General features: G+C 39.1%; 29 protein-coding genes, 4 tRNA genes and 1 riboswitch. Of the genes, 13 read left to right on the forward strand and 20 right to left on the reverse strand.

The genetic code is table 11. From position 1 onward, the window contains the following. Nucleotides 1–30: 30 nt before the first annotated feature. The 4 genes from scpB to ACS604_RS16340 form a co-directional block, all read right to left on the reverse strand. Nucleotides 31–624, reverse strand: a complete 594-nt coding sequence (gene scpB / locus ACS604_RS16325) for an SMC-Scp complex subunit ScpB (RefSeq protein WP_004794223.1) — start codon at nucleotides 622–624, stop codon at nucleotides 31–33. Then, nucleotides 621–1,412, reverse strand: coding sequence for a segregation and condensation protein A (locus tag ACS604_RS16330; protein ID WP_034590956.1), 792 nt, complete (start codon nucleotides 1,410–1,412; stop codon nucleotides 621–623). The genes scpB and ACS604_RS16330 overlap by 4 nt, the downstream gene beginning before the upstream one ends. 224 nt (nucleotides 1,413–1,636) lie before the next feature. Beyond that, entirely contained in the window at nucleotides 1,637–2,254 is a 618-nt protein-coding gene (locus tag ACS604_RS16335) for an L-threonylcarbamoyladenylate synthase (protein WP_004794219.1), read from the reverse strand. An 89-nt stretch (nucleotides 2,255–2,343) separates the two neighbouring features. Further along, entirely contained in the window at nucleotides 2,344–3,006 is a 663-nt protein-coding gene (locus ACS604_RS16340; protein WP_474772267.1) for an elongation factor P hydroxylase, read from the reverse strand. A gap of 96 nt (nucleotides 3,007–3,102) precedes the next feature. Here ACS604_RS16340 and ACS604_RS16345 point away from each other — a divergent pair, with 96 nt between their 5' ends. The 6 genes from ACS604_RS16345 to lysM all read left to right on the forward strand — a co-directional run bounded on the left by ACS604_RS16345 (nucleotide 3,103) and on the right by lysM (nucleotide 6,774). Next, a complete protein-coding gene (locus ACS604_RS16345) occupies nucleotides 3,103–3,663 on the forward strand; it encodes a YceD family protein (protein ID WP_474772268.1) in 561 nt (186 codons plus the stop codon). A gap of 74 nt (nucleotides 3,664–3,737) precedes the next feature. Next, nucleotides 3,738–3,923: a 50S ribosomal protein L32 gene (gene rpmF, locus ACS604_RS16350; RefSeq protein WP_000290730.1), complete on the forward strand. Its 186-nt coding sequence runs from the start codon at nucleotides 3,738–3,740 to the stop codon at nucleotides 3,921–3,923. A 151-nt stretch (nucleotides 3,924–4,074) separates the two neighbouring features. Beyond that, entirely contained in the window at nucleotides 4,075–5,061 is a 987-nt protein-coding gene (gene fabD, locus ACS604_RS16355; protein ID WP_004794214.1) for an ACP S-malonyltransferase, read from the forward strand. Next, complete coding sequence (gene fabG / locus ACS604_RS16360; protein WP_004794212.1) at nucleotides 5,058–5,792, forward strand: 3-oxoacyl-ACP reductase FabG; 735 nt, start codon at nucleotides 5,058–5,060, stop codon at nucleotides 5,790–5,792. Before fabD ends, fabG begins: the two co-directional genes overlap by 4 nt. An 84-nt stretch (nucleotides 5,793–5,876) precedes the next feature. Next, nucleotides 5,877–6,113, forward strand: a complete 237-nt coding sequence (gene acpP, locus ACS604_RS16365) for an acyl carrier protein (protein ID WP_004641570.1) — start codon at nucleotides 5,877–5,879, stop codon at nucleotides 6,111–6,113. 187 nt (nucleotides 6,114–6,300) lie between these two features. Continuing rightward, a complete protein-coding gene (lysM, locus tag ACS604_RS16370) occupies nucleotides 6,301–6,774 on the forward strand; it encodes a peptidoglycan-binding protein LysM (RefSeq protein ID WP_151964547.1) in 474 nt (157 codons plus the stop codon). A 43-nt stretch (nucleotides 6,775–6,817) separates the two neighbouring features. On the opposite strand, the gene ACS604_RS16375 is transcribed toward lysM, so the two are convergent. Continuing rightward, nucleotides 6,818–7,585 carry a hydroxymethylpyrimidine/phosphomethylpyrimidine kinase gene (locus ACS604_RS16375; protein ID WP_474772272.1) on the reverse strand — a complete coding sequence of 256 codons (768 nt, stop codon included), beginning with the start codon at nucleotides 7,583–7,585 and terminating at the stop codon, nucleotides 6,818–6,820. Nucleotides 7,586–7,682: 97 nt separating this feature from the next. On the opposite strand from ACS604_RS16375, the gene ACS604_RS16380 reads away from it, so the two are divergent. Further along, a complete protein-coding gene (locus ACS604_RS16380) occupies nucleotides 7,683–8,357 on the forward strand; it encodes an HAD-IA family hydrolase (protein WP_474772273.1) in 675 nt (224 codons plus the stop codon). A gap of 59 nt (nucleotides 8,358–8,416) precedes the next feature. Here ACS604_RS16380 and ribB read toward each other — a convergent pair whose 3' ends face one another. After that, entirely contained in the window at nucleotides 8,417–9,076 is a 660-nt protein-coding gene (gene ribB / locus ACS604_RS16385; RefSeq protein ID WP_474772274.1) for a 3,4-dihydroxy-2-butanone-4-phosphate synthase, read from the reverse strand. Nucleotides 9,077–9,166: 90 nt separating this feature from the next. Continuing rightward, nucleotides 9,167–9,317, reverse strand: a riboswitch (FMN riboswitch). 176 nt (nucleotides 9,318–9,493) lie between these two features. On the opposite strand from ribB, the gene ACS604_RS16390 reads away from it, so the two are divergent. Further along, entirely contained in the window at nucleotides 9,494–11,278 is a 1,785-nt protein-coding gene (locus ACS604_RS16390; RefSeq protein ID WP_474772275.1) for a DUF2157 domain-containing protein, read from the forward strand. Continuing rightward, a complete protein-coding gene (locus ACS604_RS16395; RefSeq protein WP_474772276.1) occupies nucleotides 11,275–11,826 on the forward strand; it encodes a GDYXXLXY domain-containing protein in 552 nt (183 codons plus the stop codon). Before ACS604_RS16390 ends, ACS604_RS16395 begins: the two co-directional genes overlap by 4 nt. A 55-nt stretch (nucleotides 11,827–11,881) precedes the next feature. On the opposite strand, the gene panD is transcribed toward ACS604_RS16395, so the two are convergent. The 11 genes from panD to ACS604_RS16450 form a co-directional block, all read right to left on the reverse strand. Then, on the reverse strand, nucleotides 11,882–12,262 hold the full coding sequence (panD, locus tag ACS604_RS16400) for an aspartate 1-decarboxylase (protein WP_002120296.1): 381 nt from the start codon (nucleotides 12,260–12,262) through the stop codon (nucleotides 11,882–11,884). A gap of 131 nt (nucleotides 12,263–12,393) precedes the next feature. Next, on the reverse strand, nucleotides 12,394–12,975 hold the full coding sequence (pth, locus tag ACS604_RS16405; protein ID WP_003653332.1) for an aminoacyl-tRNA hydrolase: 582 nt from the start codon (nucleotides 12,973–12,975) through the stop codon (nucleotides 12,394–12,396). Between the two features lie 20 nt (nucleotides 12,976–12,995). Next, entirely contained in the window at nucleotides 12,996–13,292 is a 297-nt protein-coding gene (gene rplY, locus ACS604_RS16410) for a 50S ribosomal protein L25 (RefSeq protein WP_004794199.1), read from the reverse strand. Between the two features lie 96 nt (nucleotides 13,293–13,388). Next, nucleotides 13,389–14,339: a ribose-phosphate pyrophosphokinase gene (locus tag ACS604_RS16415; protein WP_002120445.1), complete on the reverse strand. Its 951-nt coding sequence runs from the start codon at nucleotides 14,337–14,339 to the stop codon at nucleotides 13,389–13,391. A 36-nt stretch (nucleotides 14,340–14,375) separates the two neighbouring features. Continuing rightward, nucleotides 14,376–14,450: transfer RNA gene (locus ACS604_RS16420), tRNA-Gln, on the reverse strand. A 91-nt stretch (nucleotides 14,451–14,541) separates the two neighbouring features. Beyond that, a tRNA-Gln gene (locus ACS604_RS16425) sits at nucleotides 14,542–14,616 on the reverse strand. 20 nt (nucleotides 14,617–14,636) lie between these two features. Continuing rightward, nucleotides 14,637–14,711: transfer RNA gene (locus ACS604_RS16430), tRNA-Gln, on the reverse strand. Between the two features lie 26 nt (nucleotides 14,712–14,737). After that, a tRNA-Gln gene (locus tag ACS604_RS16435) sits at nucleotides 14,738–14,812 on the reverse strand. Continuing rightward, nucleotides 14,811–15,644, reverse strand: a complete 834-nt coding sequence (gene ispE / locus ACS604_RS16440; protein WP_353158307.1) for a 4-(cytidine 5'-diphospho)-2-C-methyl-D-erythritol kinase — start codon at nucleotides 15,642–15,644, stop codon at nucleotides 14,811–14,813. Before ispE ends, ACS604_RS16435 begins: the two co-directional genes overlap by 2 nt. 18 nt (nucleotides 15,645–15,662) lie before the next feature. Next, entirely contained in the window at nucleotides 15,663–16,241 is a 579-nt protein-coding gene (gene lolB / locus ACS604_RS16445; RefSeq protein WP_003653326.1) for a lipoprotein insertase outer membrane protein LolB, read from the reverse strand. 4 nt (nucleotides 16,242–16,245) lie between these two features. Beyond that, a complete protein-coding gene (locus ACS604_RS16450) occupies nucleotides 16,246–17,955 on the reverse strand; it encodes a tetratricopeptide repeat protein (protein ID WP_004794196.1) in 1,710 nt (569 codons plus the stop codon). Nucleotides 17,956–18,043: 88 nt separating this feature from the next. Between ACS604_RS16450 and hemA the strand changes: the two genes are divergently transcribed. Then, nucleotides 18,044–19,327 (forward strand): glutamyl-tRNA reductase, encoded by a 1,284-nt coding sequence (hemA, locus tag ACS604_RS16455; RefSeq protein WP_004794195.1) that lies wholly within the window; start codon nucleotides 18,044–18,046, stop codon nucleotides 19,325–19,327. Here the strand turns inward: hemA and ACS604_RS16460 are convergent. Both ACS604_RS16460 and ACS604_RS16465 read right to left on the reverse strand, forming a co-directional pair. Continuing rightward, on the reverse strand, nucleotides 19,324–21,198 hold the full coding sequence (locus ACS604_RS16460; protein ID WP_353158303.1) for a DNA primase: 1,875 nt from the start codon (nucleotides 21,196–21,198) through the stop codon (nucleotides 19,324–19,326). The genes hemA and ACS604_RS16460 overlap by 4 nt on opposite strands. 157 nt (nucleotides 21,199–21,355) lie before the next feature. Next, nucleotides 21,356–22,519 (reverse strand): outer membrane protein assembly factor BamD, encoded by a 1,164-nt coding sequence (locus ACS604_RS16465; RefSeq protein ID WP_474772277.1) that lies wholly within the window; start codon nucleotides 22,517–22,519, stop codon nucleotides 21,356–21,358. A gap of 71 nt (nucleotides 22,520–22,590) precedes the next feature. Between ACS604_RS16465 and rluD the strand changes: the two genes are divergently transcribed. From rluD to ACS604_RS16480, 3 genes are all read left to right on the forward strand, one after another. After that, nucleotides 22,591–23,643: a 23S rRNA pseudouridine(1911/1915/1917) synthase RluD gene (gene rluD, locus ACS604_RS16470; protein WP_005303089.1), complete on the forward strand. Its 1,053-nt coding sequence runs from the start codon at nucleotides 22,591–22,593 to the stop codon at nucleotides 23,641–23,643. A 10-nt stretch (nucleotides 23,644–23,653) separates the two neighbouring features. Beyond that, on the forward strand, nucleotides 23,654–24,391 hold the full coding sequence (gene pgeF, locus ACS604_RS16475) for a peptidoglycan editing factor PgeF (RefSeq protein ID WP_238612696.1): 738 nt from the start codon (nucleotides 23,654–23,656) through the stop codon (nucleotides 24,389–24,391). Nucleotides 24,392–24,583: 192 nt separating this feature from the next. Then, entirely contained in the window at nucleotides 24,584–25,135 is a 552-nt protein-coding gene (locus ACS604_RS16480; protein ID WP_238612697.1) for a flavodoxin family protein, read from the forward strand. Nucleotides 25,136–25,182: 47 nt separating this feature from the next. On the opposite strand, the gene smpB is transcribed toward ACS604_RS16480, so the two are convergent. Next, nucleotides 25,183–25,659 carry an SsrA-binding protein SmpB gene (smpB, locus tag ACS604_RS16485; RefSeq protein ID WP_004641603.1) on the reverse strand — a complete coding sequence of 159 codons (477 nt, stop codon included), beginning with the start codon at nucleotides 25,657–25,659 and terminating at the stop codon, nucleotides 25,183–25,185. Between the last annotated feature and the right edge of the window lie 34 nt (nucleotides 25,660–25,693).

Below are 25,693 nucleotides of genomic sequence, written 5' to 3' on the forward strand. Positions count from 1 at the left end.
CTTAGACATAATGATCAACAGTCCACCTCTTTATGATTTCGGTGCATTTGCATCGAGAGCCATAAAGGCTTCCTTGGCGTTCTGTAGGGGAGGCAATTGGCCTAGCGATGCTAGACCAAAAGCATTCAGAAACTGAGGCGTTGTAATTAGCAACGCGGGTCTTCCGGGTAAATCTCTAAAACCGGCTTCTTTAATCCAGTTCCAGTCAAATAGTGTTCTAAGAATCTGACTATTATTAGACACACCACGAATTTGTTCAATATCAGCGCGGGTAACCGGTTGATGATAAGCAATGACAGCCAGGGTTTCTAGTAATGAAGGCGACAGTTTTGTTGGTCGCTCTGGCCAAATTTGAGCAATAATACTACGATATTTAGATCTTACCTGAAAGCGAAACCCTTGCGCTGTTTCAATCAACTCAATAGATCGGCCATGTTGTAATAGCGCGAGCTGTTGTAAAAGTTGACGAAGCTGTTGTTTATTATATTGATTATTAAATGCTTCTTTTAAACGGGCAATTGAAACGGGCGCTTCACTGGCAAAAATAATAGCTTCAAGTTGTAATAAGACTTCGTGGTGAATGTCAGCTAATGACAAATCCGTATTATTTTGTTCAAAGCTCATATTGAAGATCCTTGAATTGCTAACGGAGCTTCAATACCTGAGGCAATAATTTTAATTCGCTGTTGTCGGGTTAACTCTAAAACAGCCATAAATGTAACAACCATTCCCATGCGACCTTGCAGGGGATTGAGTAATTCTTTAAAACTTAACACGTCACCAGACTCTAATTTCTCTTCAATATATGCAATGCGTTCTTCTAGTAAGACAGGCTCTTGAGCCACAACATGCGTAATAGGTTCTGGTCGGTTAAACACACAGAACAACGCGTCATGTAATGCTGAAATATCATAGCCTTCATAAACCGGAGCAATATGACCTAAGCTCACATTTGCACTGAATGTATCACGCTCAAGAATTGGCATTTGACCCAAACGTTCAGCCGCTTGTTTAATACGTAAATAGGTTTCAAGTCGGTCAATAAGTTCTTGTTTAGGGTCTTTTTCAATACTGATGATTGTTGGCTTTGGTAAAAGCAGGCGAGATTTTAAATCTGCCAATAAAGCGGCCATCACCATATAATCAGCGGTTAGCTCAATATTTAAGGATTTCATACTATCCATATAAGTTAAATATTGAGTTGCTATAGGCGCAATATCGACGTGAATTAAATCAAAACCGTTTTTTTGAATCAGATAAATTAAAAAATCTAGTGGACCTTCAAACTGTTCGAGCAAAATCTCAAATGCAGCAGGAGGAATATAGAGATCTTCAGGAATCTTGTCATGCCACTCATCTAAAACACGGATGTGTGGAGCGTCTTCCATGGATTGATGAAGTGATTGATTCATTACGATTATAAGCCACGCGAATTTTCAAAAGCATGAGACTTGTTATTCAAGTCAAAGAGAGCTGTAAACAGAAGAACAGCAGATAGTGAAAATCATTCTAAATGAATTGTGCCTTTTAATAAATTACTTAACGACTAAAGTGTAAAAAAAATCCAAAATAAATAAAGAGTATTTTTTTGAGTGATAATACTTTTTTTAAAACTATTGGTAAAAATTGTAAGTGCTTATTCAAAAGCACTTACATCGCCAATACCACGACGGATAATTTCAGGATGTTCACCCGATAAATCGACAATACTTGTGCTTGTTAAAGTACCAAAACCACCATCAATAAATACATCGATTCGTTTATCTAGCTGATTTTCTATATCATAAGGATCATCTAGAGGATCTTCTTGGCCCGGTAAAATTAATGTACTCGTAAGTAGGGGCTCACCAAGTTCTTGTAATAAAGCCTGACAAATTGGATTACTTGGAATACGTAAGCCAATCGTTTTCTTCTTAGGATGCATTAACCTACGAGGAACTTCACTTGTTGCAGGTAAAATAAATGTCGTTATAGCAGGGGTATTGGCTTTCAATAAACGATATGTCGCATTATCAACTTTTGCATACGTTGCAATATCTGATAAGTCACAGCACATAATGGCATATTGATGTTTAGGTCCTAAACCGCGGATTTGCGCAATACGTTCCATGGCATTTTTATTACCGATTTGGCACCCAATTGCGTAGGCTGCATCGGTAGGATAAACCACAACATCTCCGGCACGAATGCGTTCAACCGCTTGGCTAATAAGGCGTTGCTGTGGATTTTCAGGATGTACATGTAAATGCATCATATTTTAGAGACTCCATCACGCCAGTGTTAAAATAATTATTAGGCTTTTTAAACAACCTATGCAAGTAATTAACGTGGTTTTTTTGTCAATTAATCAAGGAGTTCACGTTTAAATTCATTTAATTGTAATGCTAGGCCTGAACGTGTACATTGGCAAATAAAACCAATAAATGCTGCTGCATCACGTGGCAACTTGGCTTCACCTGAAAAGTAACGTTGTACTTGAGCATAGACATTATCTTTAAATATTTTGCCATCTCCACCATCACCTGTCAGGTTATCAAGCGAGACTCTAAACTTTCTACCAAAAGACTGTGCAAACAACCATTCAATTGCCTGAGGCTTAACTTCGACTTGTTCAAATAGACTTTGCTGTTCTTGCGTACGGCCATCGGGAGCGTACCAATATCCTAGATCTGGTAATAGACGTCTTTTTTCACCTGCAATAGACCAATGACTAATTTCATGTAAGGCACTATTAAAGAAACCATGGGCAAATTGAATCTTGGCAGGTTCTATATTTGTTGCAGGGAAATATTCTGGTTCAAAATCTCCATGAACTAATGTCACATTATGGTGGGAAAACCAGTGATTAAAGTGTAAAATAAGCCAATCGACTTGCTCAGACTCCGATTTTGAGCTTGACCATGGTGAGAGTTGCACTATGTCAGGTACAAGAGTGTTCTGATGGGTTGAATGGGTGCAAACGAGTAATGAAGTGTTAACTTCAGGTTGCGGCTGCAACAGGTGCATTGCTTAATTTACCCCGAGTTCTGTCTAAAGAAGTGCAAAATTGTATCTTAATCTTTGACAGAGTACCGATGAATTTGTAGAATTGCCGCCTTAATTATGTCAGCAAATACCTTTCCGGCACAGATTGAGCCGTTTAAATGGGCTGAACAAGGCTTTACATGGTCAGGTCAACTGCCCTTGTCTCGCTTTGCTCGTATCGCTCGTGAAGCTGTTGGATCAATTGATAACCAATTGATCAACATAGACTGTAAGCTATCAATGGATGCATATCATCGCATTGTGTGGATGGATGGTCATATGGACACGATAGTTCCAATGGAGTGCCAACGTTGTTTGGAGCCTGTTGAAATGCCTCTTGTCTTAGACTTTCATATTGCATTAGTGGATGATGAGTCACTGATAGAGCGCTTGGATGAGGATGCTGATTTCATCGTTTTAGGTGAAAGTGAGTCTTCGACGAAAGGCGATTATGATACGCCAGCCTCGATTAACTTGCTCGCATTACTAGAAGATGAACTGTTATTGTTGATGCCTTTATCTCCCAAGCATGATGCTTGTGAAAATAAACATCAACCTACCATTCAAAATGTTGTTGAAGAAAAACGGGATAACCCGTTTGATATTTTGGCAGGTTTGAAGGGTAAACTTAACTCATAATTTGTGATATAATTGTGAGATAAGACAACTGAATTTGTTCTGATCCATTTTTTCGATCTTTGTAAGGAGCCATCATGGCCGTTCAGCAAAACCGTAAAAGTCGCTCTCGCCGTGACATGCGCCGTTCACATGACGCTTTAACCGAGAATGCATTAACAGTAGACCAAGCAACTGGTGAAACTCATCGTCGTCACCACGTGACTAAAGACGGTTTCTACCGTGGTCGTCAATTATTCGCTAAAGCAGCTGATGCTGAATAATTGTATGATATGCATTAAGCGTGATGCTTAAGTATAGAAAAAATGGGAGCGAAAGCTCCCTTTTTTTGTTGTTTTTCGCAATTATAAAAATATAAATAACATGTTAAATTTCCGCTCCAGAAATGAGTGAAAACCCAAAAAAGGATTTCTTATGTCTGCTAAACGTCTTGAACAAGTAGCTTTAGCCACAAAAACTGCGTTTGTGTTTCCAGGTCAAGGTTCACAAAAAGTCGGTATGCTTGCTGAACTAGCAGAACAGTTTAGTGGGGTTGGGCAAACCTTTGCGGAAGCTTCAGATGCGCTTGGATTCGATCTGTGGCATATCGCGCAAAGTGGTGAAGGTCTCAACCAAACAGAAAATACCCAACCTGTGTTATTAACTGCCAGTATCGCTTTATGGCGTGTATGGCTTGATTTAGGTGGTCTGGCACCTAAGTACCTTGCAGGACATTCTCTAGGTGAATACAGCGCTTTGGTTGCTGCAGGATCTATGAGCTTGGCAGATGCAGTGAAACTCGTGAATTTGCGTGGCAAACTCATGCAAAGCGCTGTTCCTCAAGGGGAGGGAGCTATGGCTGCAATCCTTGGTTTGGCTGATGAAAAAGTGGTTGAACTTTGCCAAACTGTGAGTGCGTCAGGTGAAGGCTCAGTAGAAGCTGCAAACTATAATTCACAAGGCCAAGTCGTAATTGCCGGAAGTACAGCATCTGTACAACAAGTAATGGCTTTGGCAAAAGAGCAATCTGCTAAGGCAATTGCTTTACCTGTGTCAGTTCCTTCGCATTGTTCATTGATGAAGCCTGCTGCTGAAAAATTTGCAGAAGCTTTGGAACAAACTGCCATTGAGCTGCCTACCATACCTGTAATACAAAATGTCAACGCGGGAATAGCTACCGATGTTGCTCAATTGCGTCAGGCGTTGACTGCTCAATTGTACCAATCCGTACAATGGACAGACACGATGCAGTTCTTACAAGACCAAGGTATTCACTACGTTGTTGAGTGTGGTCCTGGTACAGTATTGAGTAATCTCGCGAAGCGTTTACCAAATATAGAAAAAGCTTTTGCGATTGATAGCAAGAGTAAAATGGAAGATGCCCTAAATGCTGTTTTAGTGGCAGAAGGAAAAATTGCATGACACAAGAACGCAAAGTTGCATTAGTAACGGGCGCGAGTCGGGGCATTGGCGCTGCAATTGCCCAGCAACTTATTCAAGACGGTTATTTTGTTGTAGGTACTGCGACATCTGAATCTGGTGCACAAAAGTTAAGTGAAAGCTTTGGTGAGCAAGGTGCAGGTTTAGCTCTCGATGTGCGTAATCTCGATGAGATTGAAGCAGTCGTTTCTCATATTGAACAGAACTATGGCCCTGTGCTTGTTTTGGTTAATAATGCGGGTATCACGAAAGACAATCTATTGCTACGCATGTCAGAAGATGATTGGGATGACATTCTCAACATTCACCTTAAAGCTGTATATCGTTTATCTAAACGTGTGCTTAAAGGTATGACAAAAGCGCGCTTTGGCCGCATTATTAATATTAGTTCTGTTGTTGCGCACTTTGCAAACCCAGGCCAAGCGAACTACTCTGCTGCAAAAGCAGGTATTGAAGCGTTTAGCCGTAGTCTTGCAAAAGAGATGGGTAGCCGCCAAATCACTGTGAACAGTGTGGCACCAGGTTTCATCGCAACAGAAATGACAGATGCACTTAGTGAAGACATTCGCAAAAAAATGAGTGATCAAGTGGCTTTAAATCGTTTAGGTGAGCCACAAGATATCGCAAATGCGGTGAGTTTCCTTGCAAGTGATAAAGCAGGTTACATTACCGGTACGGTATTACATGTAAATGGTGGTTTATACATGGCCTAAGGCTGACGTATAAACTTTTAAAAATTTTTATATTCAATTAAACTAGTGGCAAATCAAACGCCACAAGCAATGAGGAGAATTCCTGTGAGCGATATCGAACTACGCGTTAAACAAGCGGTTGCAGAACAACTTGGTCTTAAAGCTGAAGAGATTAAAAACGAAGCATCTTTTATGGATGACTTAGGTGCTGACTCTTTAGATTTAGTTGAGCTTGTAATGTCTTTCGAAAATGACTTCGACATCACTATCCCTGATGAAGATTCTAACGAAATCACTACAGTTCAATCTGCAATTGACTATGTAACTAAAAAACTTGGTTAATTCGCATATTGCTGAATAAAAAAGAAGGCCACCGGAAGGTGGCTTTTTTTATTTGATAAAAAAATTAAGAGATACATATTTTTACAAGATCAACCTCAATTGATAGCAGAGGCATAACTTTTTTGAAGTATAACAATAAAGGTCAGTTTAATGACTTTACTATAAACAATAATATGAGGACTAAAAGATGGGTCTTTTTGATTTTGTAAAAGGTATTGGTAAGAAAAATACCGCTCCTGCAGAACCACAACCAACTCCGGCAACACCAGCAGAACCTTCTGCACAAGAAGTTGCAAATAAATTATTAGGTTTAATTAAAAGTTTAGGCTTAGGGGTAGAGGGCTTATCTGTAACCTATAATGGTGCTACAGATACTGCAATTATTAAAGGGCAGGTAAAAAGCCAAGCAGATAAAGAGAAAATTATTCTTATTGTTGGAAACATTGATCATGTGGCACAAGTAGATGACCAGATGACTGTTGCAACTCCTGAACCGGAAAGTAAATTCTATACAGTGAAATCTGGTGACAATCTTTCAAAAATTGCGAAAGAATTTTACGGGGATGCAAATCAGTATCCAAAAATCTTTGAAGCAAATAAACCAATGTTAAAAGATCCAGATGAGATCTTCCCTGGACAGGTTTTACGTATTCCTCAATAATTGAGGGTAATAAAAAAGGCGCTTTTGGCGCCTTTTTTTCTTTTTAAAATCTTTTTGGTATTTTTTGCCCATTTGGCACTGGAGTGTCAGCATTCTTTAAAACACCGAATAACCATGTTTCAGTATGCTGAACTGCAATTTTTAAAGAATCACCTAAAGCTAAACGACCAGCAATAAAACTAGCTAATGAACAACCTGATCCATGATATTCGCCTTCAAGACGGGGGCAGCTACTACTCGCTGCAAGTTCACCATTAATATATAAACTATTTTTAATATGATCTGGTGTATCTTCGTGCCCACCTTTAACTAATACAGCTTTAGCACCCATTTCAAAAAGTTTTTTGGTTGCTTGGTCTAAGTCATCAGTACCTGTTAAAGCACGCAATTCGACCGTGTTGGGAGTAATAATAGTGGCTAGGGGAATAAGCTCAACAAATGCTTTAACAAGAGTTGCTTGATCACCTAAAGAGCCACCACTGTTTGCCACTAAAACTGGATCAAGTACATATTGATAGTCAGGATGTGCGCGAAGAAATTCAGCTAGAGCAGCAATATTATCTGTAGTGCCAAGCATGCCTGACTTAACGCATTTAATTGGTAAATCACCAACAACGGCATTGGCTTGAGCTAATAAGAGTTCTTTTGAGGTTGCTTCGAAGCCAAATACTTGTTGTGAGTTCTGGATGGTAAGCGCTGTACATGCAATTGCTGCATGAGCACCACTTTGTCCAATCGCTTCAATATCAGCTTGTAAACCTGCACCACCTGAAGGGTCTAAACCCGAGAAACAAAGTACGGTTGGACGCACGGTTATTTCCTTTTCAATTTAAATTTACGTTAGTATAAGAGAGTTTGATTAAACTCTCGACCAATTGAATTAAATACTTTACTGGGTTAGTGATTGAATGGCTATAAAACATATTTTTATTGATTTAGATGGAACCCTAACAGACCCAAAAGTTGGTATCCATACTTCAATTCGCTATGCAATGGAAAAACTAGGCTATCCATTGGCTGCCGATTTAAATATTGACTGGACCATTGGCCCACCCTTAAAACCTTCACTCGCAAAATTGTTGGCCACTCAAGATGATGCTTTAGCTGAGCAAGCTCTACTCGCTTATCGTGAGCGTTTTTCAGTTACGGGCTTATTTGAAAATGAAGTATACCCATCTGTTGCAGAAACACTTAATGCATTGAAAAAAGAAGGGTATCGTTTATTTGTTGCCACTGCTAAACCAACGATTTATGCGAAAAGAATTTTAGATCATTTTGAATTAAGCCAATATTTTGTACATATTTATGGCAGTGAATTGACAGGTGAGCGCACCAATAAAGCTGAACTCATTCATTATATTCTTGAGCATGAGCAATTAAACCCAGAAGAATGCTTAATGGTAGGTGACCGTCAATATGATGTTTTAGGTGCACGTCATAATGGTATTGAGGCAGTCGCTGTGACTTATGGTTATGGAACAGCAGAGGAGCTTGCTCAAGCACAGCCAAAAGCAATGATTAATCAATTCTCTGAACTCTTGGACTATGTTGAAGAAGTAGCAGCACAAAAGAAAGTTTCTTAAATATTATTAAATTCTAATTTGTAGGTTTGGCTTTGATATAAAGCCAAACCTTTTTTTATTTAAACACCATGTTGTTGGCGGTATTGAACAAGTTCTTCAATGGTAATCACAGTTAAGTGATTAGTTTGCGCATAAGCCAAAACTTGAATGCCTGATGCCATAGTGCCATCTGGGTTAGTCAATTCACATAACACACCAGCAGGTTTTAAACCGGCTAGTCTTGCGAGATCAATTGTTCCTTCAGTATGGCCACGTCGAGTAAGCACTCCGCCATTACGTGCACGTAATGGAAAAACGTGACCTGGACGATTAAGATCGCTTGGTACAGCACCATCTTTAATTGCAGTTTGAATGGTAGTAACACGGTCTTTAGCAGAAACACCTGTAGTAACACCTTGAGCTGCTTCAATGGTTACTGTGAAAGCGGTATGAAACTGGCTTGAGTTTTGAGAAACCATTGGTGGTAGTTCTAGATGATCTGCTAGCTCTTCTGTAAGGCATAAACATACGATACCCGAGCCATCACGAATCATGCGGGCCATTGTTTCTACCGTTAACGTTTCGGCTGCAACAATGAGATCAGCTTCATTTTCACGGTCAAAGTCATCCATAACCAATACAGGTTTGCCTTGACGGATATCTTCTAATGCTTGTTGAATGCGCTGCTCAGCAGGAGAGAGGGCTGAGAAAAAAAGTTCTGGTTGAATTAAGCTAGACATAATGAAACGCTCTCGTAAAAATACGGTTGAACATTTCAGGACTGATGTAAAAACAGGCTGGCACTGAAATAAAACGGATTTATCCCAGTTCGTCGTCTTCTTTCATCCGGACTATACCGTCGGCTTTGGAGTTTCACCAAATCTGCTCAAATTACACAATTTAAGCTCGTGGGCTTGTTAATCTATTTATAAAAATTAACTTTACCACCGGTGGGGAATTACACCCCGCCCTGAAGCGATGGGTTTTATTATAGCGCGCTTGATAAAATTGGCTAGATGCTTTTATAGAATGCTAAGTTTCTTTATGAATAAGTATTTTCATAAATAGAATTAGGCTTTTTAACAAGAGCTTACTTGTTGATATGAAAATGGAATGCTATGTTTTTTATAGAAAATTATAAATAAAATAGGTGTTTCATGCACATAAGAGATGATTACCCTCTTACCAGTAGCTCATTTATTCAGCATCTCCATATTTTTAGTTATGTATTTATGGCGGTAAGTATTCTGTACTTAATCGCTGCTAACTGGTTGATGCTTCCAGACAGTATTCAACTCGCTATCCCGCCCGCTATATTAGTTGTCACAGCTTGGTTTAGCATAAAAGATACTTTAAGTGATGGGGTTAGGCAGACCTTATATAGCGTTTGTGGTTTGATGATAGGCCTAAGTCTGGCTGTAATTGGACAAGTTTATCAAACTGGGGCAGACAGTTATTTGCTTTTTTTAATTTGGACATTGCTTTTATTACCGTGGTTATACCGCCCGAATATTGGCATCTTCGCTTTAATTTGTATTACCAGCCAACTTACACTTTTTTTATTTTTTAAGCAGACTTTTTGGTCAGAAAAATTTCCGTATTTATACCTATTCATTCTAAATTTATTAAGCCTTATAGAATTTTGGATATGTATAAAGAAATATCGTGCTTTAAGGTTTGTCTTTATCGCTTGGTTAGCCGTTATTTCAATCATTGGAATGATTCAATATTTATCGAATGAAAATATTCCTTATCTGATTTCGGCTTTCTTTTCAGGACTAATCGCTTTTTATTATTTCTTCAAAAAAGACGATCAGTTATGTGCCAGTTTAATGGCTGCTGTTCTTGGTGTGACGGCAACAATATGGCTCGTAGATGGGATTAATAACTTATTTAAAGATTCTAATGAGTTCATCTTTTTACTAATTGCGGGCATTATTTTTATTTGGTTTGCACTGATTAGTTATCTTTTAATAAAAATTTTTCGTCAAAGCCGCTTTTATGTCATTCCATTGGCAATTGGTGCTTGGCTTGCAGGTCTAGCACTTGCAGCTTTTACACTAGTGTTTTGGGAGGCGATTTCTTTAGTCATTGGAATTATTTTTGTTGGATTAGCTTTTATTCTTTTAAAGAAATCACAAAGCTATTTCCTTCGACAATTTGCTTATTGTTTATTTATTAGTGGACAGACTGCTTTCTTATTTCATCTTGGTTCAGAAACAGATCAAATTCTATGGGTTTTAATTGCACAGATTTTTATTCTATGTATCAGTTATTTTCTTAAACCGCATTGGTTCTTCATTTTAATTCAAATGCTTGCTACATATGGCATCGCTTTTGTCTATTTGCTACAACTAGACCATTCGTTGTGGTCAATACATTCTACTCAAACCTATTTAAATTTAACTTTGCTCAATTATTTTGTTTTTAGTTTGGTGCTCTTACCTAAGAGAAAGTCACTAGCTCTATATGAGCGTAGTATTTTTTTATGTGTGCTAGTCGTCATTCTAGTCGCTTCTTTTTTCGATACTTTTATGGGACTCGTTCCAGAAAATTCGATAGATCAACATAGGTGGGTTCTATATTTTCTGCCTAGTGTTTGGTTACTTTGCTTTAGTGTTTTTCATTTATATAGACAACTTCAGGGAATCACTTTTTTCGCTTTTTTAATTTTTGGCATATTGCTTATTACACTTGGCTATTTTGAAATTTTTATCCTGTTCATTATTTTAACGTGGGCATTAAAAAAGAAAGATTATATTGTTTATGGAGTTAGCTTGGCTGTATTAGTTTTAGTGTTCTGGCAGCTCTACTACAACTTACAAATAACTTTTCTAGCCAAAAGTGCCTCAATTTTTATTTCTGGTGCTGTTCTCTTGGCTCTGTCATGGCTACTTCATCGTGAAAATAAAGATGGTCTTATTGAAGGAGAGAAAGAATGAAAAAGTATTTTTCTCTTATTCTTGCATTAACCACCATATTAATCTTTGTAGGATTAGTCGCAAAAAACGAATGGCATTTGCATCATAGCAAAAGTATTTTTATTGAACTTAGACCAGTTGATCCTCGTTCAATTTTACAAGGTGACTATATGGCACTGGCTTATGAGTTAAATTTACAATCGCTTAAAGCTCTTGCAGGAAGTGAGAGTGAGGCTCTAGATCAGGTAATTTTTAATCATTCTTCTGTTCCAGCAAAAGTTATTTTGGATTCACAAAATCGAGTAGTCCGTACAATTTTGGATAATAACAATTCATTTGTTGGGCAAAGTTTAATTTTAAAAAATCCTGAAAATCGTTTACAGGCTTTATATCCTGCTTCACGAAGTTTCTTGTTTGCCGAAGGTCTAGCTCAATGCTATCAGAAAGCAAAGTATGCTGAATTTAAGGTAAATACAAAAGGAGAGGCGATTCTGTTTGATTTGCGAGGAGAGGGGCTTCAACCATTAAATTGCAAACAGCAAAAGAACTGGTGGGAAGGAAAAATTTAGGATTTATAAAATTATAAAAGCCCGTCAATGCGGGCTTTTTTATTCTTAGAAGAAATTAGGCAACTTGAACAGGGATACAATTCGCTGTATGGTTGACTGTATTATTTGGGTTTGCATAGACCAAACGTGGTTTATGAATGTTTGCTTCAGCTTCAGTAAAATCACCAAATGTAGCAATAATGACTAGATCACCAACGTCTGCTTGATGTGCAGCACCGCCGTTTACTGAAATAATTCCAGAGTTATCTTCACCACGAATCGCATAAGTCGTGAAGCGTTTGCCATTGGTTACATTCCAAACATGAATTTCTTCATATTCACGAATACCAGCTAAGTCCATCAATACGCCATCAATTGCACAAGAACCTTCATAGTGAAGTTCAGCATGGGTTACAACTGCACGGTGAATTTTGCATTTTAATAAACGAGATAGCATGGCTAGCGTCTCCTGAGTAGATCTAAGAGGTAGATCTTATGGTGAAATCTTTAGCTTTTGCGGTTGGCAAAGTGGCTGATGCGCATTTTGCTCCTAAAAAAGCAAGATAGCAAGCATGATTGTTCAACAATTTAAGTGGGTTTATATGCATTAATTTGATTCATGGCCTGTGGAACTTGTCCTTGAACAAGTAGTTTCACTTTAGAAAGGGCATGATCAATTGCTGCATCCATCAGACTTTGTTCACTACTTGGTGCTTTTCCAAGTACGTGACCTGAAACTCTTTCTTTTGAGCCAGGATGTCCGATACCAATACGTAAACGATGAAAATTTGGACCAATATGAGGGACAATGTCACGTAAACCGTTATGACCACCATGTCCACCGCCTGTTTTAAGACGAATTACACCAGGGTTCATATCAAGTTCATCGTGAGCAATCAAAATTGCTTCGGGAGCAATTTGATAAAATTTTGCAAATGGAACTACACTTTGTCCAGAACGGTTCATAAATGTAGTAGGTAGAAGTAGACGGACATCGTGTCCTTCTATATTACCACGTCCACTGATTCCGTGAAATTTCGGATCATTTTTTAATGTAATGCCATATTTATTAGCAAGCTGTTCAATGAACCAAAAGCCTGCATTATGGCGGGTTTGGGCATATTCTGAACCAGGATTGCCCAAACCAACAATTAGCGAAATATTTGACACTAATCTACGCCTTTCAACACTTATGCGCGTTTGAAGTCAGCGTGCATAGGAGTGTTTTTAGATGGGTGACGTTGTAACGCTTGGATTTTAACGTTTTCAACTTTGTCGCCCACTTTGATTTCTACAACTTCTTCAAAGAATGCATTGTTTTCTAAAGCTTTTACAAGCTCACGAAGTTCTAAAGTAATAGCTACAGGCTCAGCATTGCCACCATAAATGATAGCTGGAATTAATGCTTCGTGACGAAGGCGGCGGCTCGCACCTTTCCCTTGTTTGTCTTCAGCACGCGCTTGAGCGTTTAATACGAAGTTTGCCATGAGTAAATCCTCATTAAAGTTTAAATATACTAAACTTGCGACCAGTTTAGTGATAGAAAACCCCAGCCAAGGCCAGGGTTCATAAAAGCTGCGGTATTATAAACTATCGAACATCGCACTGATAGATTCTTCGTTATTAATACGACGAATCGTTTCAGCAACCATGCTAGCAACAGAAACCTGACGGATTTTGCCCAAGGTTAATGCTTCTTCAGAAAGAGGAATAGTGTCAGTGACAACCAATTCATCAATAACTGAATTACGTAAGTTTTCAATAGCCTTGCCAGAAAGTACAGGATGAGTTGCGTATGCAACTACACGGCGTGCACCAAATTGCTTAAGCGCATCAGCTGCTTTGCACAATGTACCGGCAGTATCAACCATGTCATCTACGATAACGCAATCACGATCTTTAACGTCACCAATTAAGTGCATAACTTGCGACTCATTGGCTTTTTGACGACGTTTGTCAATAATTGCTAAATCGATGTCACCCATCTGTTTGGCAACGGCACGAGCACGTACTACACCACCAACGTCAGGAGAAACCACCATAAGGTTGTCATGCTGTTGTTGACGTAAGTCAGCAAGCAAAGCAGGAGTACCGTAGATGTTGTCGACTGGAATATCGAAGAAACCCTGAATTTGGTCAGCATGTAAGTCAATCATTACGACACGATCAATACCAACAGTGGTAAGCATGTCTGCAACAACTTTAGCTGTAATCGGTACACGTGCAGAACGTGGACGACGGTCTTGGCGAGCATAACCAAAATAAGGGATAACAGCGGTAATACGACCAGCACTTGCACGACGCAAAGCGTCTGCCATAACCAAGATTTCCATAAGGTTATCATTGGTAGGGGCACAAGTAGGCTGAACGATAAATACGTCTTTACCACGAACATTTTCAGTAATTTCTACTGAAATTTCTCCATCAGAAAAGTGACCGACTGATGCAGCACCTAGAGGGATATGTAAGTGACTTACGACTTTTTGAGCGAACTGTGGATGAGCATTTCCACTAAAAACGACAAGATTGGGCATGAAGCACCCTTGGCGGTTGGTATGTAATTAAATAGATGGCAGGGGCGGCTGGATTCGAACCAACGGATGCCGAGATCAAAACCCGGTGCCTTACCACTTGGCGACGCCCCTAATGCGGCAGAACTTTAATATTTTTGCAATGCAATGTCAAGATTAATCAACAAAAAGCATAGCAATTAAGTCTGTCTTTAAAATAAGAGAATGGCAGGGGCGGCTGGATTCGAACCAACGGATGCCGAGATCAAAACCCGGTGCCTTACCACTTGGCGACGCCCCTAAATTCGATGATATATATGATGGCAGGGGCGGCTGGATTCGAACCAACGGATGCCGAGATCAAAACCCGGTGCCTTACCACTTGGCGACGCCCCTAATATAATCATCATTACAGGTGAGGTTGGCAGGGGCGGCTGGATTCGAACCAACGGATGCCGAGATCAAAACCCGGTGCCTTACCACTTGGCGACGCCCCTAACGTGTAACCTTAAAATGATTAAGAGGAGATTCTTTTAAACTATTTACCAAGTAAGATTTACAAGGTGAATGGTTAAGAATTTCATCAATATTCATTTCATTCGTTACTTCAATAAAAACACAAGCACCTGTACCTGTAAGCTTTGCTTGACCAAACTGGTCTAAATATCGCATTGCTTCTTCTACTTCAGGGTATAACTGCCGAGCTAATGGCTCAAAGTTATTTCCAAAATTAGAAGGTTCTAACTGATAGGCGCAAAATTTAGTGGTCTTAGAGTCTCTTGTCAATGTTTTTTGTGAAAAAAGCAATTGAGTGCTGATAAAACAATCAGGTTTTAAAATAATGAACTGTTTTTGATCTAAGTCTATGAATGATAAATGTTCACCAATACCTTCAGCCCATGCATTTTTACCATAAATAAAAATAGGAACATCGGCACCAAGCTTCACGCCATAGTCTGCAAGTTGTTCTTGATTTAGACCACATTCCCATAATTGATTTAACACAATCAGAGTTGTGGCAGCATTGGATGAACCTCCGCCCAGACCTGCACCCATTGGAATATTTTTTTCAATTTTGATGTGTAGACCGCAGAATTTTTTTGCATGCGGTCTTAGTATTTGAGCAGCCCGATAAATCAGGTTTTCTTCAGGTTTGACTTCACTCAATCCATCAATTTCGATTTGTTCATCCAAAGTCGGCGTAAATATCATCCAGTCATATAAATCAATAAGTTGGAAAATGGTTTGTAACTCATGATAACCATTTTCGCGTCGGCCTGTAATATGCAAAAACAGGTTGAGCTTAGCTGGAGAAGGAACTCGAATCATAGATTTATATAATTAGACTTAGCGGTTTTGGATGACCATTGTAATACGGTTTTCTTTATCTTCAGCAAGAGCTTGCTTTAAAACCAGTTTGTTTGGCAAAGTTTGTTCGCCATCATAGCTAAAATTAACAGTCCAGCCATCTTCAATCAGTTGGTTTACACGATTTTCATTATCTTTACTGATCTGAGCACTTAAAGTTGCGGGTTTGGCTAAAATCCAACTCGTTAAATGAGTAATTGGTGCTTGCCAACCCGTTGCACGCTCTAAAAGCTCTTCTGGAGAGGCAGCAGTAATTAATCCAGTTTTCGCACTATTTAACTTCACTTCACCGGGTTTGCCCTGAATTTGGGTTTTTCCTACACCTAAAATACCGCTTAATTCAATATCAAAATTATCTTGTTGTTGAACCCATGTGAAAAAAGCACTACCAGTTTGCTGTGGTGTGCGAACCCCGATTTTACCTTGTAAATTAAAGTGTTTTTCATCTTGAACTTGCTGGGTAACCGCAGGTTTTGGTTGAGTAAAATGCTGACAACCGGTTAGAAATAATACACTTGATCCACAGATCGCTGTGCACAGTTGGGCAAATTTGCTCATATATTTAACTCTTTTTTGCAGATGTAGGTAAAATTAACGCATCAAGCTGTTGTAATTGTGGATCATTGGCATGTTTTTGTTTCAGTTGTTGTAACACAGCGCTAAATTGAGTTAATGATCCTTGCATATACAATGCTTTAGCATAGCGAACGCCAATATTTATATTGTGACTAAGTTCATAGGCTTTGCCTAAAGCCTCTGCCGCGGCTTCATAATCATTCTGCAAAAATGCGATATAGCCCAGCGTATCAAGAATTGAGGCCTGTTCCGGCGCATATTCTAAAGCTTGCTCTGCATATTGACGTGCTTCTTTTAGCCGACGGTTTTGTAGGGCTAGTGTATAAGCATATGCATTGAGGTAAGTTGGACTGTTAGGTTCAAGTTGTAATAATTGCTTTAATGTTTTGTCGAGTTTATCTCGGTCAGTATATGGATCGAGTAGTAAAACTTCTGCGTAAATGAGTTCCGGATCATCGGGTAAATTCTTTATCGCTTCATCTAATAAATTTAATGCAGCTTTTTTATTGCCCATTTTCTTTAAGATTTCAGCTTGAGCTTGATATAAGAAACTTGCATGTTGGGGATAATTTACGCGTTCTTGCGTGAGGAACCGTAAAGCATCATGTAAATTTTCTTGTTTATCATATATTGCAATCAGATTGCGTCTGGAAACGACATATAAGCTGCCATCAACTAAACGATAGTAAGCTTTTGCGGTTTCATAATGTTGTTTACGTTCTGCATTAATTGCCAAGTAGTAATAGGCTTCATTTTGATATTTTGCAGAGTTTCGTAGATCAACAAGATATTGTTCTGCTTTGTCATATTGCTTTAAATCGATACTGGTTAAGCCTGCAATAAATAATGCTTCTTCAGCTTTAGGATTAGCTTCTATAACATTTTCGAGCTTTTCTAACGCAAGTTGAGATTGATTAATTTGAATGAGATAGCGGATTTCAGCTAAACGAATATCTAAATTTTTCTTATATTTACGGCTGGACTTTGCATACCATTTAAGCGCACCTTCTTGATCGCTAAGAGCAATGAGTAGGTTCGCTTTCATTAAAATAAAGCTCGTCACTTTAGGGCGTCGGCGTAATGCCTTGTTGATGTTGGTTAGAGCAGATTCCAATTGGCCATTTTGGGCTTCTAAGTTGGCGATGAGTGCTAAAATAGAAGGGTTGTCTTTTTCAGCACTAGAGCGTAAAGCTGTTAATAGTACATCTCGATCTTGAGCATTTTCCGGAGCAATACTTGCTAAAATTTGTTCTAAATCAGCAGTCGGATCTATTTTTAAAATTTTATCTAATGTTTCAGCGGCAAGCTGGTATTCATGTGTTTTTAAAGCAATATGTGACAAATAGAATAAAGCTGGCACATCTTTAGGCTCTTGAGCTACCCAATGTGTAGCAATATTTAAAGCGGCTTGTAAGTCATTATATTCAAGAGCAACGTCTAAAGCTCGCTGTTTAATTGAAGTAGAGTTACTTTTAATTGCGAGGACTGTGTAATTGTGCAAAGCGTTAGGAATATCATCATAAGCCAGAGCAAATTCAGCGACCATAGTTTGTTCTAAGGCCTGATCAAATGAATGCACGGCATAGGTCTCTTGCACAGGACGTGCATAGACATGCGAGGACATGCTACCTAACAATAAGAATGTGGTAGAATACTGTCTTATCGAAGCACCGTTAAAATTAATACGGCTATTCATTTGACGCAATTTTTATTGATCCAAAGTAATGCTTTTTATGACACCGATGTTGCACAATAGCATAAATTTAGCGAAATGATGATCTGATATGTCTTTCTTTGCATTGGGTGTCAACCATCAAACAGCTTCTGTCGAACTCCGCGAAAAAATTGCTTTCAATGCAGAGCGATTAAGTCGTTTGCTTGCCGAACAAAACCATCACCAGAACTTAAAGGATTTGGTGGTCGTCTCGACGTGTAACCGAACAGAAGTGTATGCCATGGCAGAAAATGCTGAAAGCCTTCTAAAATGGTTAGCCGATGCCAATAATATTGATGTACAGCACTTAATTCATCATGTTTATCGTTACGAGAACACGCAGGCAATTACACATTTAATGCGAGTAGCGAGTGGTCTTGACTCTCTCATGTTAGGTGAGCCGCAAATTTTAGGGCAGGTTAAAAGTGCTTTAGCATTGTCTAAAGAAGCTCAAACTGTTTCTCCTGAATTAAACAGTGTTTTTGAATATGCTTTTTATGCTGCTAAACGTGTACGTTCCGAAACGGCAGTGGGTAGTCATGCCGTTTCGATGGGGTATGCCGTTGCACAATTAGCTTTACAAGTCTTTAGTAAGCCCGAAAAACTTACTGTAATGGTCGTTGCAGCAGGTGAAATGAATAGTTTGGTTGCTAAGCATCTGGCTGAAATGGGTGTTGCCAAAATTATTATTTGTAACCGTAGCCGTGAGCGTGCTGACCAATTGGCTCAAGAGATTTCACATCAAGTTGAAGTTGAAATTATTGATTTTTCAGCATTGGCTGAAAACTTATATCGTGCTGATGTTGTGTCGAGTTGTACTGGTAGCTTATATCAAGTTATTGCCTATCCAGATGTTAAGGCTGCATTAAAGAAACGTCGCTATCAACAAATGTTAATGGTTGATTTAGCTGTACCTCGTGATATAGATCCTAAAGTTGAAGCGCTTGATGGGGTCTATTTGTATGGGGTTGATGATTTACAAAGTGTGATTGATGAAAACCTTGCTCAACGACGTCAGGCCGCTGTTGAAGCAGAAGTTATGGTTAATCAGTTAGCTACCCAGCTTATTACTCATCAAAAAGTTAAAGAGGCAGGTAGTACAATTCATGCTTACCGCCAACATAGTGAAGAAATTAGTCAACAAGAGCTTACGCACGCATTAGAGGCTTTGCATCATGGTGAAAATGCTGAACAAGTATTACAGCAATTCGCGCATCGTTTGACGCAAAAGCTTATGCATCCGACATCTATTTTGCTACGCGAAGCTGCCAAGGCAGAAAATCCTGATTATTTAGAATGGCTACAACAGCATTTACAGGATGTCTTTGATCATGAGCGTAAGCCAAAACATTAAGATAACAGTCTTAAGCTAATCTGTTTGGTTAGTTCATTGAGTTGCTGCCTTAGATTTCTTGATTCAATCAGAGAAATCGGTGACTTAAGCTTTTGACGTAAATATCTTTCTTTTAAGCCTAACGCATATTCTTGAGCTAACTTGTCAGCCACTTCAGGTGCTTGAGTTAATGCCTGTATATTGGTTCTTTGCATAATATCTGCAATTTCATGGCAATAACTGCTGCATGCACCTAAAACATAATAAGTCGCTAGCTCTTGGTCATCAGGCAATTCATCAAATATACGGTTTAAAGTTGCTAATATTTTTGCCAATAACTCATCTTGGGGAATATAGGCACGTAATCCTTCAAAATGAATATAAAGGAATGGATGGTTCATCAAAATTGCGACAGCAAAGTCTTCATCTTTCGTTTGAATATTAAATGATAACGATGCATCGTGACTAACTTGTGGGGTAAAACGTTTACCTAGTCCGAGTTTTTCACGGAAAGATTGATTAAGTAAATAACGAAAAGAGCCCTGTTTGGGTAATAGTTCAGTTAGTTCCCTGAGTTCACCCATGACCAAGCTTTTGCCTTCAGGAGTGCTAATGTCGTGCTGACCTGTTAAATGGGCAAACACAAAATCAGACAAAAGAGGGGCCTGTTGTAATAGTTTCTGGAAATTTTCAAGCCCTTCACGACGGATAAGAGAGTCCGGATCGTGGTCATTTGGTAGAACAAAAAATTTGAGTTCACGGCCATCATTGAGAAGTGGTAAAGCAATTTCTAATGTTCTGCGTGCTGCTTTTTGACCCGCAGCATCACCGTCAAAAGCAATGGTAATCCGGCTATTTTGTTTAAATAAAATATTAAGATGTTCTGTATTACTTGCAGTCCCTAAAGTTGCGACAGCCCCTGTAATGCCATATTGCTGAAGTGCAATGACATCCATGTAGCCTTCAACCATTAACCAGTCGCTAGACTTAAGTTTTCTACCTTCATAAAGTCCGTAAAGTAGCTGATTCTTGTGAAAGACCTCTGAGTCAGGTGAGTTGATGTATTTAGGTTTGATTTCATCATTTAAGGCACGTCCACCAAAACCAACGACGCGGCCTTTAGGATCTCGAATCGGGAAAATGACACGGTCACGTAATAAGTCAAAATCACGACCACTATCGCTTGAACGAATAAGTCCAAGTTGTTTTAAACCATCAATATCATACGGAAAAGCTTTTTCTAAGTGTTGCCAGTCTTCTGGTGCATAGCCCAAGCGCCAAAACTGAATAGTCTGATTAGTTAAGCCACGTTGTTTAAAGTAGTTTTTTGCCTTTTGACTATTAGGTAATTGGTGCTCATAGAATTGAGCAACATTTTCCAGTAAGTCATATAAATTACCTTCTTGAACTGGTTCATCAAAACTAAAAGGCTGCTCAAACTGAGCAAATGGGTCATCAAAAAATACAGGTTCAAGCGTGTTATAGCTTTCATCAATTGGTTGTTGTGGAGTTGGAGTTACAGGCTCCGCCGTATTTGTTTTAGCAACTGGTGGTTTCGTAACCTGACGGGTATAAGATAGCTTTTTATTTTCAGTATTATCTTTCGGTAGTTCGACTCCAGCGCTACTCGATAACTCCTTCATGACATCTATAAAATTTCGGTTATCGATGTCCATAAGAAAACGGATCGCGTTCCCGTTAGCCTGACAACCAAAGCAGTGATAATACTGCTTGTCGCGATAGACATGGAATGATGGCGTTTTTTCTTGATGAAAAGGGCAACAGCCGGAATATGTACGTCCCGTCTTTTTCAATTTCACACGTTGACCAATCAGATCGACAATATCTGTGCGATCTAAAATCTGATCAATCGTATGTTGTGGAATTGCCATAATTCAGATAACCGTATTAAAACTGATGAGAGAGTGAGTCAGAATATTCTGACATGATGAGGCAAGATCTACACAATAAATATTTTAATATTTTATAAAAACAAACAGGCAAGTGGTATCACTTGCCTGTTTATTGGTGCTTTTTAAAATTTGTAACTTATTGAGCAGCGTCGCTAGTACCTTGCGTTGCATCATCTGACTGAGTGTCAGTCGATACATCTGTAGAGCTAACAGCTGGAGCAACAGTTGTATTTTCTGCTGGTTGTGGCTCAGGTTTATCTAATAAACCGAAGCTTAAACGATTTGTCCAACTACGTTCTGACTTTGGAGCTTCAACAGTTGTTTTTTCTGGTTCTTCAGTTTCTTCTTTATCTGAATTACCAATTAAACCAAAGCTTACGCGATTGAGGAAACCACGTTTTGGAGCTTCTGCTTCAGCTGTGCTTTCTGGAGTTGCAGCCGTAGATTCACGACCGAAAATACCCAGAGTCGCACGGTTAATCCAGTTACCTTCTTTACGAGCAGCACGCATGTTAATTGTGCCGTCTTTTTTCACCAAGTTAGGGTAATTCAGCTTTAAAACTTCAATATATTGTTGTGAAGTCGCTTTATCGCCTAATTGGTTATAGCTATATGCCAAAGTCGCTAATGCTTCTGGAACTTGAGGAGTTTGTGGATAGTGTTCAATTACCCATTGCGAACGTTCGGCAGCTGCGATCCAAGCTTTACGTTTAACGTTAAAACGTGCAGCAGTCATTTCATTTTCAGCAAGTTCTTGCCCAATGAACTTCATACGCTGAGCAGCATCAACAGAGTATTGGCTACTTGGGAAACGACGAATTAAATCAACAAAGTTCTGATAAGCAACTTTTAAATAACTCACATCACGATGAGATTGTTGCAGAGATGTATAGCGCATCAAACTGTCGTAGTTTTGCTCCATATTCGATACAGCACGAACATAGTAAGCATAATCTACATTTGGATGTTGAGGATTTAAACGAATAAAACGTTCTGCTAAGGCAATCGCGCCTTCATAATCTTTTTGTTTAAATTTTGAATATAGAAGTTCAAGTTGTGCTTGTTGTGCGTATTGTCCAGTCGGATAATAAGTATCGATTGCTTCTAAAGACTTGGTCGCATCAAGATATTGACCACGGTCAAGCGACTTTTGGGCCTTTTCGAAGTAAGCTTGTTCACTAGATTGTGGGCCACTATCGACCACTTCTTTTTTACTTGGATTGCTGCTACAGCCCACAAATGCAGACGCTACACCTAAAGATAAGGCAAGCATCGTAATTTTATAACGTGGTAGCGACATAAAAACTCCTCTGTTATGTTGGGCAATGAGCTACAATTGCGCTATTAAACCACTTTTATCTCAATGATCAAATGACTTCAGCACAATCTTCAAACACAAACTTATCTGAAACCGACTTCAATTTACTTGAAGATTCTGAGGATGCAGATAACCATACTTCTGATACAACTGCAACACGTTTATCGTTGCAAGTTCAGTTAGATGAAACCTATCTGGGACAACGTATCGATCAGGTTGCGGCCTTGGTGTGGAATGAGTTTTCACGTGAAAAGCTTAAACAATGGTTGAAGGATGGCCATCTGTTGGTGAATGGTAACATTGTCAAGCCGAAGCACCGTTGTGAAGGGACAGAGCTGCTTACACTCGAAGTTGAGCTCGAAGCACAGACCACAAGTCAACCTGAAAATATTCCACTTAATATTGTTTATGAAGATGACGACATTTTAGTCATTAATAAACCAGTAGGCATGGTTGTACATCCAGGGGCAGGCAATAGTTCTGGAACTTTAGTGAATGCCTTGCTTTATCATTTCCCAAAATTGTCGGAACTTTCTCGTGCGGGTTTAGTACATCGTATTGATAAAGATACAAGCGGTTTATTAGTCGTTGCCAAGAGCCTTGAAGCACAGTTTTCTTTAAGTAAACAGTTGGCAAATAAATCGGTTTACCGGGTATATGACCTAGTTGTTTATGGAAATATTATTGCTGGCGGTACGATTGATGAACCGATCAAACGTCATCCTGTTGACCGTGTGAAAATGGCGATTTTACCGGGCGGGCGTGATGCTGTGACCCATTACAATGTAAAAGAACGCTTTAAAGATTTTACTCGTGTACAAGCTCGTCTTGAAACAGGCCGAACTCATCAGATTCGTGTGCATTTTAGTTATATCGGTTATGGACTGATCGGTGATCAGATTTATATGAACCGTGTACGTGTACCAGCAGGGGCATCTGAATTACTCATTGATACTTTGCGTGGTTTTAAACGTCAAGCATTACATGCAGCTAAATTGGGCTTAAAACATCCTCGTACTGGTGAAGAAATGCTATTTGAAGCGCCGTGGCCTGAAGATTTTACGCATTTAGTAGATGTGTTACGTTCAGAAAACGCTGCATATTAAGGACGCGTATATGGAATTTGTTCAAGGTTTACCTCAAGGCGTATATGTAGGACAGACACGTGTTCAACATCCTTTAGCATTAGCAACGGATCAACATGAGCTGTCTGGCTTTAATCTGGCTTTACATGTTAATGATGAGGCAAAACGTGTTCAGCAACATCGCATGATATTGCTAGATGAGTTTGCTAAGTTCGGTGTTAAAAAAATGACATGGATGACTCAGACACATAGTACGATTTGCCATACAGTAAATGAACAAATTCCTTTTAAAGCTTTAATTGGTGATGGTTTGGTCACTCAAACCAAAGGCCATGCTTTAATGATGATGACGGCTGATTGCTTACCTGTCGTGTTAGGTAATGCCGAAGGTACCGAAGTCGCAAACTTGCATGCGGGTTGGCGTGGTTTAGCTGGTGGGATTGTTGAAAACACGATTGCTGCTATGCAAAAACCTCCAGCTTGGGCATGGTTAGGAGCTGCGATTAGCCAACCTTGTTTTGAAATTGGGGCCGAAGTAAAAACTGCTTTTTGTGATAAATATCCTGAGTTGGAAACAGCTTTTGTTGAAGGGGCTGCTCCAAATAAATTTCATGCAGATTTATATGCAATTGCACGTTTTATTTTGCAGAATCTAGGTGTGAAGCAGGTTTTAGGCGGAGACCAATGTTCATATCAACAGAGCGATGAATATTTTTCTTATCGTCGTGATGCGAAGACTGGGCGTATGGCTACCTTTGTTTTTATCTAAGCTTTATCAACATCATTAAATTCACTCTCTTATTTTGTAGTCATTAAATAAAGTAAGAGAGCGTCTATTTAGCTTAAAGATATTACGATTGTGAATTGTATTGAAACGCTTCTATTTCATATTTATAGATGTAGGTTTAGCAAGAGCTAATAAAATGATAAAATAGAAAAAATCGCTCAAAATTTTAATCTTATGTCTTTGCCTGAAAAACATCTCTCAATTGTCTACCACAGTCCATATGGTCATACCGCTAAGGTGGCCTCTGCTATTGCTGCTGGTGCAGAGGTGATGGGGGTGAAAGTACATTTAATGAATATTGAGCATATTGACTGGGATGTTTTAGACGCTTCACAGGGAATTATTTTTGGCTCGCCAACCTATATGGGCAGTGTAACTGCTGATTTTAAAAAGTTTATGGATAGCACATCCAAACGTTGGAAAAATCGATTATGGCAAGGCAAGTTGGCTGCTGGTTTTGCAAATTCGGGTGGTTTAAGTGGTGATAAGCTTGCAGTTTTACAACAGCTAAATATTTTTGCTATGCAGCACGGCATGCTGTGGTCTGGTTTGCCTTTAATGACAACTGGTCATACTGAAACTGATTTAAACCGTTTATCAAGTTGTTTGGGCTTAATGACACAGTCAGATAATGCACCTGTTGAGATTACCCCGCCACAAGGTGATTTAGATACTGCTAAATGGTTTGGTGAATATATCGCTGGTCTTTTATATAGATTAAATTAAGTAAATCATGCGATATAAAAAAGCCTCTAAAAGAGGCTTTTGTTTTATTACTTATGAAATATACGAGCTTTATCACGTTGCCAGTCACGGTCTTTTTCGGTTGCACGTTTGTCATGAAGCTGTTTACCCTTCACAAGTGCAATTTCCAGTTTGACTAAATGTCCTTTCCAATAACACGCCAAAGGAACGCATGAGTAACCTTTTTGGTTAACTGCACCCATGAGGTGTTCAAGCTGACGTCGAGAGAGCAATAACTTACGAGTACGTGTTGCTTCAGGAACAACATGGGTCGAAGCCGATAATAAAGGCTGAATTTGTGAGCCAAGTAAAAATGCTTCGCCATTTTTGAAAATGACATAACTTTCTGTCAAAGTCATACGCCCAGCACGTAAGGATTTTACTTCCCAACCTTGAAGTGACATGCCTGCTTCAAATTTTTCTTCGATAAAATAATCATGACGGGCACGTTTATTTTGTGCGATTGTTCCGCCATTATGTTTCTTTACTACTGTTGCTTTCGCCATAATTCAAACTTCCACAATTATGCCTATTGTGCCG

The organism is Acinetobacter sp. Li1LvA2, assembly GCF_056156705.1.

Coding starts and splice junctions, on each gene's coding strand:
- fabG (WP_004794212.1), top strand. CDS start 5,058: ATGACACAAGAACGCAAAGTTGCATTAGTAACGGGCGCGAGTCGGGGC.
- ribB (WP_474772274.1), bottom strand. CDS start 9,076: ATGTCTAGCTTAATTCAACCAGAACTTTTTTTCTCAGCCCTCTCTCCT.
- ispE (WP_353158307.1), bottom strand. CDS start 15,644: ATGATTCGAGTTCCTTCTCCAGCTAAGCTCAACCTGTTTTTGCATATT.
- ACS604_RS16465 (WP_474772277.1), bottom strand. CDS start 22,519: ATGTCGCTACCACGTTATAAAATTACGATGCTTGCCTTATCTTTAGGT.
- ACS604_RS16460 (WP_353158303.1), bottom strand. CDS start 21,198: ATGGCAATTCCACAACATACGATTGATCAGATTTTAGATCGCACAGAT.
- scpB (WP_004794223.1), bottom strand. CDS start 624: ATGAGCTTTGAACAAAATAATACGGATTTGTCATTAGCTGACATTCAC.
- ACS604_RS16335 (WP_004794219.1), bottom strand. CDS start 2,254: ATGATGCATTTACATGTACATCCTGAAAATCCACAGCAACGCCTTATT.
- ACS604_RS16330 (WP_034590956.1), bottom strand. CDS start 1,412: ATGAATCAATCACTTCATCAATCCATGGAAGACGCTCCACACATCCGT.
- hemA (WP_004794195.1), top strand. CDS start 18,044: ATGTCTTTCTTTGCATTGGGTGTCAACCATCAAACAGCTTCTGTCGAA.
- rpmF (WP_000290730.1), top strand. CDS start 3,738: ATGGCCGTTCAGCAAAACCGTAAAAGTCGCTCTCGCCGTGACATGCGC.
- ACS604_RS16340 (WP_474772267.1), bottom strand. CDS start 3,006: ATGCACCTGTTGCAGCCGCAACCTGAAGTTAACACTTCATTACTCGTT.
- ACS604_RS16345 (WP_474772268.1), top strand. CDS start 3,103: ATGTCAGCAAATACCTTTCCGGCACAGATTGAGCCGTTTAAATGGGCT.
- smpB (WP_004641603.1), bottom strand. CDS start 25,659: ATGGCGAAAGCAACAGTAGTAAAGAAACATAATGGCGGAACAATCGCA.
- ACS604_RS16450 (WP_004794196.1), bottom strand. CDS start 17,955: ATGAATAGCCGTATTAATTTTAACGGTGCTTCGATAAGACAGTATTCT.
- ACS604_RS16380 (WP_474772273.1), top strand. CDS start 7,683: ATGGCTATAAAACATATTTTTATTGATTTAGATGGAACCCTAACAGAC.
- ACS604_RS16390 (WP_474772275.1), top strand. CDS start 9,494: ATGCACATAAGAGATGATTACCCTCTTACCAGTAGCTCATTTATTCAG.
- ACS604_RS16415 (WP_002120445.1), bottom strand. CDS start 14,339: ATGCCCAATCTTGTCGTTTTTAGTGGAAATGCTCATCCACAGTTCGCT.
- ACS604_RS16395 (WP_474772276.1), top strand. CDS start 11,275: ATGAAAAAGTATTTTTCTCTTATTCTTGCATTAACCACCATATTAATC.
- lysM (WP_151964547.1), top strand. CDS start 6,301: ATGGGTCTTTTTGATTTTGTAAAAGGTATTGGTAAGAAAAATACCGCT.
- panD (WP_002120296.1), bottom strand. CDS start 12,262: ATGCTATCTCGTTTATTAAAATGCAAAATTCACCGTGCAGTTGTAACC.
- rluD (WP_005303089.1), top strand. CDS start 22,591: ATGACTTCAGCACAATCTTCAAACACAAACTTATCTGAAACCGACTTC.
- rplY (WP_004794199.1), bottom strand. CDS start 13,292: ATGGCAAACTTCGTATTAAACGCTCAAGCGCGTGCTGAAGACAAACAA.
- fabD (WP_004794214.1), top strand. CDS start 4,075: ATGTCTGCTAAACGTCTTGAACAAGTAGCTTTAGCCACAAAAACTGCG.
- ACS604_RS16480 (WP_238612697.1), top strand. CDS start 24,584: ATGTCTTTGCCTGAAAAACATCTCTCAATTGTCTACCACAGTCCATAT.
- lolB (WP_003653326.1), bottom strand. CDS start 16,241: ATGAGCAAATTTGCCCAACTGTGCACAGCGATCTGTGGATCAAGTGTA.
- pgeF (WP_238612696.1), top strand. CDS start 23,654: ATGGAATTTGTTCAAGGTTTACCTCAAGGCGTATATGTAGGACAGACA.